The sequence below is a fragment of the Rhodobacter capsulatus genome (assembly GCF_003254295.1).
Taxonomy (GTDB): domain Bacteria; phylum Pseudomonadota; class Alphaproteobacteria; order Rhodobacterales; family Rhodobacteraceae; genus Rhodobacter; species Rhodobacter capsulatus.
The window spans coordinates 1-14,530 of the sequence record NZ_QKZO01000015.1; the positions used below are offsets into that span (position 1 = coordinate 1).

General features: G+C 68.4%; 18 protein-coding genes. 9 read left to right on the forward strand and 9 right to left on the reverse strand.

Translation table 11 applies throughout. The features are described from left to right. Nucleotides 1-779, reverse strand: a 779-nt coding sequence (locus LY44_RS16530) for a metalloregulator ArsR/SmtB family transcription factor (protein WP_111396066.1), incomplete at its 3' end; no start/stop codon positions are given. Nucleotides 780-1,045: 266 nt separating this feature from the next. Here LY44_RS16530 and LY44_RS18355 point away from each other — a divergent pair. Both LY44_RS18355 and LY44_RS16540 read left to right on the forward strand, forming a co-directional pair. Beyond that, nucleotides 1,046-1,432: a hypothetical protein gene (locus LY44_RS18355; RefSeq protein ID WP_236692530.1), complete on the forward strand. Its 387-nt coding sequence runs from the start codon at nucleotides 1,046-1,048 to the stop codon at nucleotides 1,430-1,432. Between the two features lie 240 nt (nucleotides 1,433-1,672). Further along, nucleotides 1,673-1,945 carry a hypothetical protein gene (locus LY44_RS16540; protein WP_236692528.1) on the forward strand — a complete coding sequence of 91 codons (273 nt, stop codon included), beginning with the start codon at nucleotides 1,673-1,675 and terminating at the stop codon, nucleotides 1,943-1,945. A gap of 52 nt (nucleotides 1,946-1,997) precedes the next feature. Here LY44_RS16540 and LY44_RS16545 read toward each other — a convergent pair whose 3' ends face one another. Beyond that, nucleotides 1,998-2,894, reverse strand: a complete 897-nt coding sequence (locus tag LY44_RS16545) for a LysR family transcriptional regulator (RefSeq protein ID WP_249031100.1) — start codon at nucleotides 2,892-2,894, stop codon at nucleotides 1,998-2,000. Between the two features lie 66 nt (nucleotides 2,895-2,960). Here LY44_RS16545 and LY44_RS16550 point away from each other — a divergent pair, with 66 nt between their 5' ends. Together LY44_RS16550 and LY44_RS16555 are read left to right on the forward strand one after the other, a co-directional pair. Then, nucleotides 2,961-3,872: a DMT family transporter gene (locus tag LY44_RS16550; RefSeq protein WP_055211457.1), complete on the forward strand. Its 912-nt coding sequence runs from the start codon at nucleotides 2,961-2,963 to the stop codon at nucleotides 3,870-3,872. Nucleotides 3,873-4,135: 263 nt separating this feature from the next. Then, entirely contained in the window at nucleotides 4,136-5,719 is a 1,584-nt protein-coding gene (locus LY44_RS16555) for an ABC-F family ATP-binding cassette domain-containing protein (RefSeq protein WP_055211455.1), read from the forward strand. A gap of 310 nt (nucleotides 5,720-6,029) precedes the next feature. On the opposite strand, the gene LY44_RS16560 is transcribed toward LY44_RS16555, so the two are convergent. The 4 genes from LY44_RS16560 to LY44_RS16575 form a co-directional block, all read right to left on the reverse strand. Next, entirely contained in the window at nucleotides 6,030-7,076 is a 1,047-nt protein-coding gene (locus LY44_RS16560) for an AI-2E family transporter (protein WP_055211453.1), read from the reverse strand. Between the two features lie 9 nt (nucleotides 7,077-7,085). Next, nucleotides 7,086-8,027 (reverse strand): hypothetical protein, encoded by a 942-nt coding sequence (locus LY44_RS16565; RefSeq protein WP_055211451.1) that lies wholly within the window; start codon nucleotides 8,025-8,027, stop codon nucleotides 7,086-7,088. An 80-nt stretch (nucleotides 8,028-8,107) separates the two neighbouring features. Then, a complete protein-coding gene (locus LY44_RS16570) occupies nucleotides 8,108-8,437 on the reverse strand; it encodes a hypothetical protein (RefSeq protein ID WP_055211449.1) in 330 nt (109 codons plus the stop codon). Between the two features lie 3 nt (nucleotides 8,438-8,440). Next, nucleotides 8,441-8,638, reverse strand: a complete 198-nt coding sequence (locus LY44_RS16575; RefSeq protein WP_055211447.1) for a PLDc N-terminal domain-containing protein — start codon at nucleotides 8,636-8,638, stop codon at nucleotides 8,441-8,443. 77 nt (nucleotides 8,639-8,715) lie between these two features. On the opposite strand from LY44_RS16575, the gene LY44_RS16580 reads away from it, so the two are divergent. After that, nucleotides 8,716-8,895, forward strand: a complete 180-nt coding sequence (locus tag LY44_RS16580; protein ID WP_055211445.1) for a hypothetical protein — start codon at nucleotides 8,716-8,718, stop codon at nucleotides 8,893-8,895. Between the two features lie 105 nt (nucleotides 8,896-9,000). On the opposite strand, the gene LY44_RS16585 is transcribed toward LY44_RS16580, so the two are convergent. Continuing rightward, nucleotides 9,001-9,480 carry a hypothetical protein gene (locus LY44_RS16585; protein ID WP_170126699.1) on the reverse strand — a complete coding sequence of 160 codons (480 nt, stop codon included), beginning with the start codon at nucleotides 9,478-9,480 and terminating at the stop codon, nucleotides 9,001-9,003. A 158-nt stretch (nucleotides 9,481-9,638) separates the two neighbouring features. Continuing rightward, nucleotides 9,639-10,448 carry a response regulator gene (locus tag LY44_RS16590; protein ID WP_055211441.1) on the reverse strand — a complete coding sequence of 270 codons (810 nt, stop codon included), beginning with the start codon at nucleotides 10,446-10,448 and terminating at the stop codon, nucleotides 9,639-9,641. A 66-nt stretch (nucleotides 10,449-10,514) separates the two neighbouring features. On the opposite strand from LY44_RS16590, the gene LY44_RS16595 reads away from it, so the two are divergent. The 4 genes from LY44_RS16595 (at nucleotide 10,515) to LY44_RS16610 (ending at nucleotide 13,337) form a co-directional block, all read left to right on the forward strand. Continuing rightward, entirely contained in the window at nucleotides 10,515-10,721 is a 207-nt protein-coding gene (locus tag LY44_RS16595; protein ID WP_330219263.1) for a NepR family anti-sigma factor, read from the forward strand. Next, a complete protein-coding gene (locus tag LY44_RS16600) occupies nucleotides 10,718-11,314 on the forward strand; it encodes an RNA polymerase sigma factor (protein ID WP_055211438.1) in 597 nt (198 codons plus the stop codon). The genes LY44_RS16595 and LY44_RS16600 overlap by 4 nt, the downstream gene beginning before the upstream one ends. Next, nucleotides 11,311-13,074 carry a sensor histidine kinase gene (locus LY44_RS16605; protein ID WP_055211436.1) on the forward strand — a complete coding sequence of 588 codons (1,764 nt, stop codon included), beginning with the start codon at nucleotides 11,311-11,313 and terminating at the stop codon, nucleotides 13,072-13,074. Before LY44_RS16600 ends, LY44_RS16605 begins: the two co-directional genes overlap by 4 nt. Before the next feature lie 89 nt (nucleotides 13,075-13,163). Continuing rightward, a complete protein-coding gene (locus LY44_RS16610; protein ID WP_023911629.1) occupies nucleotides 13,164-13,337 on the forward strand; it encodes a DUF1328 domain-containing protein in 174 nt (57 codons plus the stop codon). Nucleotides 13,338-13,391: 54 nt separating this feature from the next. Here LY44_RS16610 and LY44_RS16615 read toward each other — a convergent pair whose 3' ends face one another. Then, a complete protein-coding gene (locus LY44_RS16615) occupies nucleotides 13,392-14,399 on the reverse strand; it encodes a sensor histidine kinase (RefSeq protein WP_055211434.1) in 1,008 nt (335 codons plus the stop codon). Nucleotides 14,400-14,530: the final 131 nt, after the last annotated feature.

Consider the following 14,530-nt stretch of genomic DNA (forward strand, 5'->3'; position numbering starts at 1 on the left):
GCAAGGCGGTCGAGCGTGTCGAAGGGCAGCGCGACAAAGGCGGTGATGCGGGCCCGCAGCGCGCCATAGGTTTGCGCGAAGACCAGCGCCTTTTCCGCCTCGGTGCCCGTGGCCTTCACCGGATCGGGCAGGCCCCAATGGCCGGTGATCGGCTGGCCGGGCCAGGGCGGGCATTCCTCGGCCGCGGCACTGTCGCAGACGGTGAAGACGAAATCCATCTGCGGCGCGGCCGGGCCCTGAAACTCCGACAGGTGCTTGGCGCGCAGGCCGGTGATGTCGTGGCCGTTGCGGGTCAGCACCTCGAGCACGAAGGGGTGGATCGCGGTTCCGGGCCTTGTGCCGGCGGAATGGGCGGTGAACCGCCCCTTGCCCAGATCGCGCAACAGCGCCTCGGCAAAGATCGAGCGGGCGGAATTGCCCGAGCAGATGAAGAGCGCGCGAAAGGGGGTGTCGGGCATCGGGGTCACCTTGGGCAAGAGGAGGGGCATGAGGTCGGGACGGGCCCGGCCCAGATCGAGGGCGAGATAACCGATCAGGGCTTCGGTTTTGTGAAGGTCGACGGCATAGAACAGCGACCGCCCTTGCCGGGTGACCGTGACCAGCCCGCAAGCAGTCAGATCCGCCAGATGATGCGAGAGCGTGTTTGGCTTGAGCCCCAGCGCCGCGGCGATCTCCGTCGGCCGCACGCCCTGCGGCGCAAAGCGCATCAGAAGCCGGAACACGGCAAGGCGGCCGGGATGGCCAAGAGTTGCAAAGCTGAGAGCGGCTGACTTTTCCATAATTTATGAATTATGGATTTCAGGACGGATGTCCAGTGAAGCTTTCATGACAGCCCAGCTCTGCGCAACCCGAGACAGGGCAGCAAGCGGCAGTCCTCGTGCCAAGACGACAGCGGATGAGCGGATCGCCCTTGATCTGCGACGGCAGACGGGGCACCCCGTTCTTACCCTGAGCGTCTTGCCCCTTTGCGAAGCGGATCATGCCGAACCTCTCTTTTCCGCCGCGCAACCTTGCCGCCTTCCTCTCAGGCGGGGTCATCGGCGCCTTGGGCGGGCTGATCGGCCTTGGCGGCGCCGAGTTCCGCTTGCCGGTGCTGATCACGCTGTTTCGTTTCGGCGCGCTGGAAGCGGTGATCCTGAACAAGGCGATGAGCCTGATCGTGGTGGCGACGGCCTTGCCGTTTCTCGACATGATGAAGACCCGGATGGTCGAGATCGCGGCGGAAGAAGGGGGGGCTCGACGCCACCTCGCGGGCCGAGGTCGGGCGGGCGAAGGTTCAGGGCCGGGCACCCGAGGAACGATTTTGGGTTCGGGACGATCTGCGAGCTGTCGCGGACAATCGCTGCGACCGGCGCGGTGTGCTTCGTCAGAGATACGGGAAGGGGGTTATGGCGGATCTGGCTGCGGGGCGAACCGATGCGCTTATCGGTGACTTTCCGGGAACCGGTGAGAGAGCGTTTGTCGCGAGGAGTATTTTCAGTGCGGCGCGGGCGCATCCGGGCATGGGCCTGATATTGCGCGAGGCAGAGCGCGCCAAGGAGAGGATGCGCAAGGGAGATTGGGAATCGGGTTGAACGGGCAGAGCCTCGATTGCCCGCCTCCCTGCGCCATGGCCCGAATTCATCGCTTCTTTTCGGGCGTTGGTCGTCTCACCTGATCAAGGGGCTTGCACATGGCCGGGACCGCTTTAATCTCCCCGGCATTGGCGAAATGGAGATTGGCGGACATGGACGGTACGGCAGGCGGCATTGGCGTCCTCTTGATGCTCGCCTTCGTGTTTTGGCTCTACATCTGGCTTCCGGCGTCGATGGCCGCCGGCCGTGGCAGATCGTCGGTGGGATGGGTCATTCTGACGATAGTTTTCTCGCCCTTCATCACCATCATCGCGCTGCTGGTTTTGGGGCCGACCGTCGAAACGGCTCTTGCGAGATTGCGAAACAGTTAGCCACACCAGCCACGCGGAACGCCAAAAAATTCGCTCCGTGCCGGGCCTCGGGTCACGCGCCTTCCAGATCGTGGCGTTGCGCGATGACACGATCCGCGATCACCGCGGCCACTGCGCGCACCCGGCGCGAGGCGGCAAGTTCGGCGTGGATGGCCAGGAGGATCGGCCGCTCCATCGGCGCGCCGTCGGGCAGCCGGGCCGCCAGCAGGCGCAGCCCGGCCGCGCGCGCAAGGAAATGCGGCAGCACGGCGACGCCCAGCCCATCCCGCACCGCCTGAACCTGCGCCGCCAGCGTGTTCAGCGCCAGCCGCGGCGCCGCGCGCGCACCGAAAGCGGTCGACCAGGCCAGCGGCACCGCAAGGCTGGGCGCGTCGGGCCAGGTCACATGCCGCGCGGGCGGCGCCCCCTCGGCGGGGCCGTAAAGGCCGAAACCCATCTGCGCCAGCCGCCGCACCGTCAGATTGCCGCGCTCGGGTGGCACCATCCGCAAGGCCAGATCGGCATCGTGGCGGTGCAGGTTCACCGTCGCCGTCCCCCATTGGACCTCGACGTCCAGCCCGGGGTTCGCCGCCAGAAGCGGCCCAAGCGCGGGCAGCACGACCGGCGCCACAAGGCTTTCGATGCTTGCCAGCCGCACGAGGCCGCGGATTTCGACCTGTGCCCCGGCCTCGCGCCGCATCTCCTGCAACGCCAGTTCCATCGCCTCGGCCCGGGGCAGCAGCGCCGCGCCCTGATCGGTCAGCGCGTGCCCGGTCTGGCGGCGCAGGAACAGCGGCAGACCAAGCGCCGCCTCCATCCGCTCGATGCGCCGCGAGATCGTCGCGACGCCAAGACCCAGCCGCCGCGCCGCGCCCTGCAGCGTGCCCTCGCGCGCCAGCGCCAGAAACAGCCGGATGTCGTCCCAGTTCTGCGGCTCCATATGCGTTCCATTATCGGAAAGAAGATGCACGATTTTCGCCATATATTCCACAGATGGGACGTGGGACAGATCCTTCGTGTCAAACAGGAGGGTTCCATGTCCGATGTCTTCTCCGCCCCGCGGCCGCGCGCCGAGACGGCGGCCTTCGCGCTGAGCGCGCTTGCGGCCGTCTGCTGGGGCTCGAATTTCGAGGCCACGCGCGTCGTGCTGCAGGAGATGCCGCCCTGGACCGCGGCGGCCGGGCGGTTCCTGATCGCGGCGCTGGCCATCCTTGGCTGGCTCTGGATCGCCGAGGGCTCCGGCCTTCCGGCGCTGCGGCGGAACTGGAAGGTGTTTCTGGGGCTTGGCGTGGTGGGGGTGGCGGGGTTCAACGCGGCGCTGTTTTTGGGCATGCGCAGTTCCAGCCCGGTCACCGCGGCGCTGATCATGGGCACGAGCCCGCTGACGACGACCCTGATCGAGGCGGCGCTGACCCGCCGTTGGCCAAAGGCGGCGACGCTGGCCGGGATGGCGATCAGCCTTCTGGGCGTGGCGCTGACGGTGGGCGCATTCTCGGGGGCGCGGCTGGCGCCCGGTGACGGGTTGATCCTGCTCGGCAGCCTCGCCTGGGCGCTTTACACCGTCGGCTGCCGCCGCTGGGTGGTCGCGGCAAGCCCGCTCGAAACCTCGGTCTGGACGATGCTCGCCGGGGCGCTGGCGCTGCTGGGGGCGGCCTTCGCGTTTGAGGCGCCGGTGGCAAGCGTTCTGGCGGCCTCGCCCGCGGCCTGGGGCGCGACGCTCTGGATGGCGCTGGCGGGCTCGGTTCTGGCCTATCTGTTCTGGCAGGTCGGGATTCAGGTCCGCGGGCCGGGGGCGACCTCGGTGCTGTTCAACCTCGTGCCGGTCTCCGCCCTGGCGATCGCCGCGCTTTTCGGCCGGACGCCCGAGTTCTCGCAACTGGCCGGGGTCGCGCTGGCGATCCTTGGCGTGCTGCTGGCAAGCGGACGCCTGAGGGTGCCCCGGCGCTGACGGGGCAGATCCGGGCCCGCATCATGGCCCGGGCGCGCCCCTTTTGACGGCGAGATCCACGGCGGCTCCGCGCGGCGCGGCCGCCGTCTTCCGCCTCGGGCGCCTGTCTTCGGTTGCGGCGGATCGATGCGACAAGCCCCGTCTTGTGAAGGGATGGAAAGGCCCCTAAATTGAAAGTCATCGCAGCTCGGGGGACGCATTCGACATGGACAGGATCTTCGCCGCCTTCCCCCCTCTGGTTTCGCTGCGAGAAGTCCTGTCCCATGCCTGCACATGTTTCCCTTTCCGGCCTGTCCTGGGTCACCCCTGACGGCACGCCGCTTTTCTCCGACCTGAGCCTGACCTTCGGCCCCGAGCGCACCGGCCTCGTGGGCCGCAACGGCACCGGCAAGAGCACGCTTTTACGGCTGATCGCGGGGCAGCTGCGGCCGGTCTCCGGTCAGATCCGCGTGACGGGATCCATGGCGATGATGCGTCAGGAGGCCCTGGAGCACCCGGACGAAACCATCGCCGATCTTTTCGGCGTGCGGGCGGCGCTTGAGCTTCTGCGCCGTGCCGAGGCGGGCGCGGCCCGCCTTGAGGATCTGGCCGCCGCCGACTGGACCTTGCCCGCGCGGATCGACGCCGCGTTGGCCAGCTGCGGTCTGGCGATCGCGCCGCAGACCCGGCTTGCCACGCTTTCCGGCGGAGAGCGCGGCCGGGCATCTCTTGCGGCGTTGATCCTCGCGGCGCCCGATGTCCTTCTGCTGGACGAGCCGACGAACAACCTCGACCGGGGCGGACGCAAGGCGGTGATCGATCTTCTGCGCGGCTGGAAAGGCGGGGCAATCATCGCAAGCCATGATCGGGAGGTGTTGGCGGAAATGGATGCCATCGTCGAGATCACGCCGCTTGGGGCGACCCGATATGGCGGCAATTACGCCGCCTTTTTGCAGCAAAAGGAAACCGGGCTGGACGCCGCGCGGCGAGAGGTGAGCCATGCCGAAAAGACCCTCTCCGAGGCGACGCGGCGCGCGCAACAAGCGGCCGAGCGCAAGGCCCGCAAGGACAGTGTCGGACGCAAGGCAAGGGCGAAGGGCGATCAGCCGAAACTCCTGATGGATGCCGCCAAGGAGCGCGCCGAAGCCTCGGGCGGGGCGGGGGCGCGCCTGCACGAAGCCCGGCACCACGCGGCGGCAGAGACACTTGTCGCCGCGCGCGAAAAGATCGAGGTGCTGGAGCCGTTTCGCATGCAGATCGCGCCGACCGGTCTGCATGCCGGCAAGACCGTGCTGCGGTTGGATCATGTGACGGGCGGCCACGATCCGGACCGTCCGGTGATCCGCGATCTGTCGCTCTGCGTCACCGGCCCCGAACGGATCGTCATTGCCGGGCCGAATGGCAGCGGCAAGACCACGCTTCTCAAGCTGATCACCGGCCAGCTTGCGCCGCACTGCGGACGGGTGGACCTTTGCGGCACAGTCGCCATGCTGGACCAGCATGGCGGCCTGCTCGAGGCCAACCTGACCCTGCGCGAGAATTTCCTGGGGCTGACCCCGGTTGCCACGCCGCATCTGGCGCATGCGGCCCTGGCGCGGTTCGGATTCCGCGCCAAGGATGCCCTGCGCAAAGCAGGGGATCTGAGCGGGGGCGAGCGGCTGCGGGCGGGCCTTGCCTGCATCCTTGGCGGCACGCCGCCGCCCGCGCTTCTGATCCTGGACGAGCCGACCAATCACCTTGATCTTGACGGCATCGGCGCGCTGGAAGCGGCGCTGGCGGCCTATGACGGGGCGGTGCTGGTCGTCAGTCATGACCCGGAATTCCTCAGATCGCTCCGACCGGACAGGGCGATTGAGCTGAAGAAATGACCGCCGCCGCGTCCCGGTCGCGTCCCCGACACGCCTCACAGGCCCGACCCGAACAAGGGCAGACATCATGACGCCCGAACTGGTGCTGCCGAAGGGGGCGGCGGCGCCAAAGGTCAGGGCGCTCTCATTCGGCGCTGCTGCTCGCAGATGGGCCATGATCGGCTGGCGGGGTCGGAGCGTCTGAAAGAAGCGCAATAATGTCGGCCATCTGCGCATCTCGGCGTTCCCCATCAGGCCCGCAATCGTCGGTCTGCCGGGTGGGGGCGCGGAAATCCGAACGGCCGGGATGCGTCGCGCCTCGCAGGGGCCGTCATGTCTCAACCCGCCTTTCGGCACCAATGGCCAGCCCATCGCCGTTTTGCAGAACCGTCGCCCAAAGCAGGAGCGGCAAGGCGACGATGCCGCCGATCGCCCCCCAGAGCCAGAGCCCGAACAGAAGCGCCACGAAGACCAGAAGCGGGTTCAACGCCATCCGTCGGCCCACCAGCGCCGGGGTGACGAACTGCCCCTCAAGCGTGATCAGCGCGCCGTAGACCAGCACGGGAAAGGCCGCTGCGCCGCCGTCGAAGGCGGCAACCCCGGCCAGAAGCAGCGCCACGGCAACCGCAGCCGGGCCCAGATAGACGACATAATTGAGCAGGAAGGCCACGATGCCCCAGGAAAACGCGCCGGGCAGGCCAAGCGCCTGCAGCGCGATGGCGGTGGCGATGCCCAGACCGGCATTGATCAGCGTGATCGTCAGGAAATAGCGCGAGACGGTTCCCTCGGCCATGCGCAGGCGCTGCGACAGCTGTCCGCGCCCGGCGGGGCTGACCAGCCTGCGCGCGGCCCAGTCATAGATCTCGCTGCGGGTGAGCAGGAAGAAGAAGAGCGTGCCGACGAAGGTCAGCGCCTGCGCGGCGATCGTGGGGGCGATCATCAGCGCGCCGGTGGTGACGGCGGGCAGATCGACCATCTGTTGCGGCGCGGGCCCCGCCTCGGCGCGGGCACCGTCCACCACCGCGCCCGAAAGCTCGCGCGTGGCGGCCTTCAGCCCGGCAAACAGACCCCGAAACGCTTTCATCACCTCCTGACTGTCGGCCCAGACCTTGGGCGCCTGATGCACCAGCTCGGCAATGAGCGGTTGCAGCAGCAGCCCGAGCGTGCCGAAAGCCGCCAGCGTCAGCACGAGGCTGGCCGAGGCCCCGATCGCCGGGGAAAACCGCAGCCTCTCCCACAGATCGGAAAGCGGCGAGAGCACGACGCCGACGACCAGCGCCAGCGCCATCGGCGCGACAAGGTCGCGCAGCGCCGCAAGCGCGGCCACCGAGGCGATCAGCCCCAGCGCGACAAGCGAAAGCTGCGCGGCCCGATCCATCGCCGCCCCCTAGTGCCGCGCGGCGCCGTTGCGCGCGGTTTTCGCCCGGGACACCGGTTTCGACCCCGCCTCGGCCTTGCGGGCGGCCGCACGCGCCATCGCGGTTGCCCCTTGCCGCGCCGCGCCCGCCTTGCGCGCCACCGCGGTCGAGACGGTTTCAAGGGTTTCCCCGGCGGCTTCGGCAACGGCCTCGGCCTTGCCGCGCAGCGTCGGACGATCGCGCCCGATCACCCGGCCGGCCTGCACCGCAAGCCCCGCAAGCGCCAGCGGCAGCACATATTTCAGCGCCGGCCGGCTGTGCGACGACAGCGCCATCAGCCCCGCCCCTGCGGCGATCCCCGCGGCGCTTGCCGCCACCGGATGCCGCGCGGCGATGTCCTTGCCATCCGCGAGCCCCTGACGCGCGGCGCGGCCGCCCGCCTCCATCGCCTCCCAGACCGATTGCCGGGCGGTGACGATCAGATCCGTGGCGTCAGCGCCCAGCCCGTCAAGCCCGTGCCGGAAGGCCTCCGAGAGCTTGCGCGCCCTCTCGGCGGCGATATCGGCCTTGGCCTCGGCGCTGGCCTTGCCGGTCTCGTAAAGGGACAAAAGCTCGTCCCGGGCGGCGGCGCGGGCGGTCTCGGCGGCTTCAAGCCAGCCTTCGTCGTCCCAATCGAGCGCCTCGAAAGCCGCGCCGCCCTCGTCTTCCCAGCGCGCCAGCGTCTCGGGATGCGGCGAGACCGGGGCAGGGGCCTCCGGCTTGCGGCGCAACAGCGCGTAACCGGCCAGCGCCAGCACCCCGGCCCCCAGCACCCCGGCCCCAAGCGCCAGTGGCAGCGGATGCGCCCTGGCCGCGCCCGGCGCCACGGTGCCGCCGCCCAGGGCACCGGCAAGCGCGCCAAGCTGCGAGCGCAGCGCGGTTTCCCGCGCGGCCAGTTCCGCCGTCAGGCGACGTTTCGAGGAAAAAGTCATCGGACACTCCTTGGTTGATCCGGCCCTGGTTGATCCGGTCCCTTGCGGGCCGGGGATGGCATGTGACGAAAGAAGGGGGCTCAGCGGCCAAGGGCCCCGCGCAACGCCCGCCCGGCCAAAAGCAGGATCACCAGCGAGAGCGCCGCCGCCCCGGCCGAGGCGAGGCCAAGCGCGGCGGGCAGGCCCCAGCCCGCCTGCTGCAGCTGCATGACGCTGGCCGCGAGGCCCAGCCCGATCGCCGCCATGGCCAGCATCGTGGCCAGCAGGCTCAGCATCAGACTGCCCATGCCGAGACGCAGCCGCGCCTGTGCCTCGATCTGCCAGAGCTTCAGGCGCAGCTGCGCCGTTTCCTGCGCCGCCAGACCGATCCGCGCCAGCAGCCACAGGGTTTCACTGACACCCACGCTCATCGCTCAGGCCGAGGCCGAGGAAGACCGAGGCCCGGCCAGCAGCCAGACGAAGAAGCCAAGCACCGGCAACAGCAGGATCAAGAGCACCCAAAGCAGCTTCCGCCCGGTCGAAACGCGCGCGCCCAGAACCGAAATCAGCGCCCAGAGATCGAGCACCAGAACCAGAATGCCGCCAAGGCCGGTGTAGGGGATGTGATCCATGTCGGTCGTCCTCGGATGGTTTCCTGTCCAACGCAGCAGATGGCAAAAGGGTTCCGCGCAGGACCCCGAAAACCGGAATGCAGGATGCATGTCTGCGGTGCGAAAAAACCTGCGATCGCGTGCAACCCGAGGCCTATGTGGGGCATCTGGGCCAAGCCTTTGATGCCGAGGGAAACCTGACCGAGGACCGCACCCGGGCGCATCTGGAGGCGGTGATGCGGGCCTTTGCCGCCTGGGTCGCGCGGCAGGCCGCCTGATCGGCAGCCGTCAAGGGACCGGCCCCGCCCGGGCCCGAAAAACCGAGGGACGGCAGCAAAAAGGGGGGGCGATGCCCCCCCGCGATCCTTTCCGTGCCGGTCGGCTCAGTCGAGCCGCGCGGCCACCTCGTCGGCGAAGGTGTTCACCATCGCCAGGTAATAGGCCTGGGCATCGGTGAAGGCGCCTTTCCGCAGCTTGCCATCGGCGTCCAGCGCGTTCAGCGTCGTCGCATCCACCGCCAGGTCATAGCTGTCGAATTTCGAATTGTCGCTCTGGCTGGTGACATGCACCTTGCCCGCCAGCCGGGCCTGGGCGACGTCGGTGATTTCCTCGAAGGTGTTGGCCATCGACAGCTCGTCGATGTCGACGGTCACCTTGGCGCCCGCGTCGGCAAGCTGGTCGGCCAGCCGTTCGGTGATCGCGGCCTTCAGGTCATAGGCCAGATGGCCCCAGTAAAGCGCGGCCTTCGGGTTCGAGATCGCGGTCAGATCGGCCTGGACGTCGATTTCCTGCACCGGGGTCGCGGCGATGGCAGCGGTGCCCAGAAAGAGGGCGGTGGTGGCGGCAAGAACCTTGCGGATCATGTTCAGTTTTCCTTTCGCATGAATGCCGATGTCTTCGGCGTCAGTAAAAAGGAAACGCATCAGCCCGGACATGGTTCCGAAATATTTTGCAACGCCTTGGACAAAAAGAAAAAACCCGCCGGAACGCGGCGGGTTTTCGAAGCGATCACAGCGGCCGGTCAGCCCACGAGCGTCTCGGTGGAGGCGAAGAACATCGCCTGGCTGACCGCCGAGCGGACCTGCTCTTCCGAGAAGGGCTTGGTGATCAGGAAGGCCGGTTCCGGCTTTTCGCCGGTCAGCAGAAGCTTCGGGAAGGCGGTGATGAAGATCACCGGCACCGGGCCGATTTCCTTGAGGATGTCATTGACCGCATCGATGCCCGAAGAGGCGTCGGCCAGCTGGATGTCCGACAGGATCAGGTCGGGGCGCTGCTTGGCGGCCAGTGTCACCGCCTCGGCCCGGGTGCGCGCGATGCCGGTGACGCGATGGCCGATGCCCGCGACGATATCGGCCAGATCCATCGCGATGATCGCCTCGTCCTCGATCACCATCACCCGGCCCGAGACCGCCGCCGCCATCTCGCGGTTCGCGGCGGCGATGAGAGAGCCGACTTCCTCCGGCTCGACCTGCATGATCGCGCCGATCTCGGCGGCGTCGAACCCCTCGATCGTCTGCAGCAAAAGCGCCTCGCGCGAGTTCGGCGTCAGCCCCGCCATCAGCGCCTGCGCCCGCGCGGCAAGCCCCTCGTCCGGCACCGCCGTCGGCGCCCCGGCGCTGGCCCAGACCAGATGGAAGGCGTGAAACAGCCCGACTTTCGGGCGCGCGGCCGCCTCGATCACCGCGGGATCGACCAGCAGGCTTTCGAGCGTCGCCACCGCATAGGCATCGCCGCTGGTCTGGTTGCCGGTCAGCGCGCGGGCGTAGCGGCGCAGATAGGGCAGTTCGGCGGCAATCGCCTGCGACAGATCGAGGGGGGCGGTGCTCATCATCGTTTTCTCCCAAAAACGCGTTTTCCGGGGAACCAACGCGTGACAGGCGCGTTGGTTCCCTGAAGAGTGACGCAGGCGGCGAGAAAGATCATGGCAGAGGACAAGAGCACACAAAACGGGCGCGACGCGCGGGCCGACATACGGGCCGAAGGGCTGCGCCGCGATATCGACGAGAATTTGAAGCGCGTCTTCGAGGCCTCGCTCGACCCGGAAATTCCGGATCGGTTCAAGGATTTGCTGGCGCAGCTGAAAGCGCGCGGGGGGGGACAATGACCGGGCCCGATCCGCGCACAGAAGATCCGCGCACAGATCCGCGGGACGAGCTGGCGAGCCATATCCCGGCGCTGCGGGCCTTTGCGATTTCGCTGACCCGCAATGTCACCGAGGCCGACGATCTGGTGCAGGAAACGATCCTGAAGGCCTGGGGCAATTTCGACAAGTTCCTTTTGGGCAGCAACCTGCGGGCTTGGCTGTTCACCATCCTGCGCAACACCTTTTATTCGGCGCGGCGCAAGACCCGGCGCGAGGTGCCGGACCCCGACGGCCTGCACGCCGGCACGCTTGTCACCCATCCCGCGCATGACGGCCGCCTTGCGATGGCCGATTTCACCCGCGCCTTCGATCAGCTGTCCGCGGAACACCGCGAGGTGCTGATCCTGGTCGGCGCGAACGGCTATTCCTACGAGGAGGCGGCCGCGATGATGGGCGTGGCCACCGGCACGGCGAAAAGCCGGGCGAACCGGGCGCGGGCGCGGCTGTGTGAGCTGCTGGGGCTGGCCGAGGGCGAGACGGTGCTGATCCCCTCGTCCTCGGCCGGGGCGGCCGCACCGGGGATGGGACCGGGACCGGGGCCGCAGGCGGCATGATCCGGTGGCGGCGCGGCACGGGCGGTCTGGGATTGCGGCTGACGGTGATCATGGGGGCGGTGCTGACCCCGCTGGCCGTGCTCAGCTATGCGCAGACCCTGGCCACCGAGCGCGCGGCCGAAAACCGTCTGCGCGCGGCGATCCTGGGCGAGACGCTGATGGCCGCGGCGCCGCAGGTCGATCTGCTGATGCAGGCGCGCGGCACCGCGGTGGCGCTGGCCGCCAGCCTGCCGCAGCTTGCCACCGATCCGGCGGCCTGTTCGGCTTATCTGCGCCATGTCGCCGAAGAAGCGGGAAATGACTATTCCTTTCTCGGCTTCGTGCCGCTTGACGGGCAGATCCGCTGCGCCTCGACCGGCGCGCCCCATGATCTGAGCGCCAGCGCCTGGCTGGCCGATCTGCGCGAAAATCCGCGCCCGAAGCTGACCGTGAACCGGGACGGCCCGCTGTCGGGGACCTCGATCCTGAACCTGTCGCTGCCCGTCACCGATGACGCGGGGGCGTTGATCGGCTTTGCCTCGGTTTCGATGCCGCAATCCGAATTTCAGGCCCGCGGCCTTGCCCCAAGCGGCAGCGTCGGGCAGCCGCTGGCCGTGGTCACCTTCGATCCGGCGGGGACGGTGCTGACGGCGACGAACGGGCTTGAAGCGGCGGCGCGGCTGCTTCCGGCCGGGCATGCGCTGAGCGATCTGGCGGGCGCGCGCGGCGAGAGCTTTCTGGACACGGCACCCGATGGCGAAAGACACGCCTTCGCCGTCGTGCCGCTCTGGCCGGGCGAGCTTTACCTGTTGTCCTCCTGGCCTGCCGATGCGCTGGACGAGCCACGGCTTTTGTCGGGCTGGCCGCCCTTCGCCTTTCCGGCGCTGATGTGGGCGGCCAGCCTTGCCGTCGCCTGGATCGCCGCGCACAGCCAGGTGCTGCGCCAGATCCGCGCGCTGCGCGCCTCGATCACTGCCTTTGCCGAGGGCGAGCGCCGCCTGCCGCCGCTGCGGCTGACCGGCGCGGCCAACGAATTGCGCGACGTGGCCGAGGCTTACGAGCGGATGACACGGGCCGTCGTGCAGGACGAGGCGGATCTGGAAAACGTCATTCATCAAAAAGAGGTGCTGCTGCGCGAGGTGCATCACCGGGTGAAGAACAATCTGCAGCTGATCGCCTCGATCCTGAACATGCAGCTGCGCCGCGCGAAGACCGACGAGGCCCGGGCGGCGATGCGCAACGTGCAGGAACGGGTGCTGAGCCTCGCCACGATCCACCGCGAACTTTACCTGACCTCGGGGCAGACCGACATCCGCGCCGATGAACTGTTGCCGCGGATCGCGGCGCATGTCCTGAAGATCGGCACGACGCCCGAGCGGCAGTTTGATCTTGATCTGCGCATCGACGAGATCCGGCTGGTCCCAGATCAGGCGGTGGCTTTGGCGCTGTTTCTGGCCGAGGGGCTGGACAAGGCGCTCAAGCACGCCTGGCGCGGGCCGGGCGGCACCGCCGCGGTGGGCGTCAGCTTCACCCGCACCGCCGAGGGGCCGGTGGCGCTGCGGGTGACGAACACGCTCGCTCCGGAGGGCGCGGGGACCGATCCCGGCCCGATGCTGCCCGCCTCGGACGGGTTCGGCGAAAAACTGCTGGCGGCCTTTGCCAGCCAGCTTGACGGCAGTTTCAGCCGCGGCCCGGAGGCGGGCCAATACGTGCTGCGGCTGAGCTTCCCCCCGGCCGCGCTTGAAGCGGGCGAGGAACGCCACCGCCGCGCCGAAACCTGATCGGGAACCCGAAGGCCGTTTGTGCGTTCACTTCCCACGGGCGTCAGGGCACGGCGCCGCGGCAACCACCACATCACGGGAGAGATATCATGCTGGGTTGGGCCCTGACATTCATGGTGCTGGCGCTGATCGCCGGTGCGCTTGGCTTTGGCGGGATCGCGGGGGCCTCGGCCTCGATCGCGCAACTTCTCTTCGTGCTGTTCCTGATCCTGTTCGTCGTGGCGCTGATCGCGCGTGCCCTGCGCGGCCAGCCGCCGGTCTGAACCGGAAACGGACCCTCACGAAGAGCGCCCCCCCGGCCCCCCGGGGGGGCGTTTTCATCCGGCGACGCCCAGCGGAAAGCGCAGGGATACCCGGGTTCCGCCGCCCTCGCGGCGCGAAAATTCAAGCGTGCCGTTCAGTTGCGCGCAGAACTGATGCGCCAGCCGCAGCCCGAGACTGCTGGCCGTCGTCGCATCGAACCCCTCGGGCAGGCCGCGTCCATCGTCAAGAATGTCAAGTTCCGCCACGCCCCCCGCCACCCGCGTGCGCAAGGTGACGGTGATCCGCCCGCGTTCGGGCAGGGCATGTTCCAGCGCATTCGACACCATCTCGACCGCGATCAGCGCCACCGGGCCTGCCTGATCGGCGGGAACCGGCAGCGGCGCCAGATCGAAGTCGAGCCTGACCCGGTCCTGCAGGGTCGCGCCCGCGACGATCTCGGGCAGGGTCGCGCGCATCAGCGCCCCGATCTCGGTCACCTGTCGCGCCGGGTCATGCAACTGCCGCTGCACGGCGGCGATCACGCCCAGCCGCGAGGCCGCCGCCCGCAGCGCCTGCCGCCCCTCGGGGTCGCGCATCTTGCGTTCCTCCATCCGCAAGATCGCGCCGATCACCTGCAGGTTGTTCGACACCCGGTGCTGGAGTTCGTGGAACATCAGCCGGTTCTGCTCGGCCATCTGCGCCGAGGCCGCCCGTTCAAGATCAAGCTTGCGCAGCGCCACGCGCATGAGATGGATCAGCAGCAATCCCGTCGCGACGATGAAGCCGTAAAAGGTCATCGCCACCAGATCGGGGCCGGTCGGCGCGCGCACCCCCCCGGGGGTGACGAAAAACGCATAGGCCGCCGCCCCCGAGACAACCGCGGTCAGGATGCCCGCGCGGGTCGACAGGAAAAACCCGACAAGGAAGACAAGCGGAAAGAAGGTCAGGAACGGGTAGCCGGGGGGCAGGCTGCCCTCGAGCGCGAAGCGCAGGGCAAAGGCAAGGGCAAAGGCGCCGGCACTGCCCCCCCATTCGACAGACGGGCCACGCGGTCGGTTGGTCAGGGCATGCAGGAGTTTCATTGCACCAATCGAAAGATGTTTCGGCAATGCTTGTTCAGCTTCGCAAGAAAGTAAATGCATTCCGCATCGCAGCTGCCGGATCATCGGGGAAGGGGCGGGGGACGCCCTGTTTCACCCAGCATTTCCTGAGC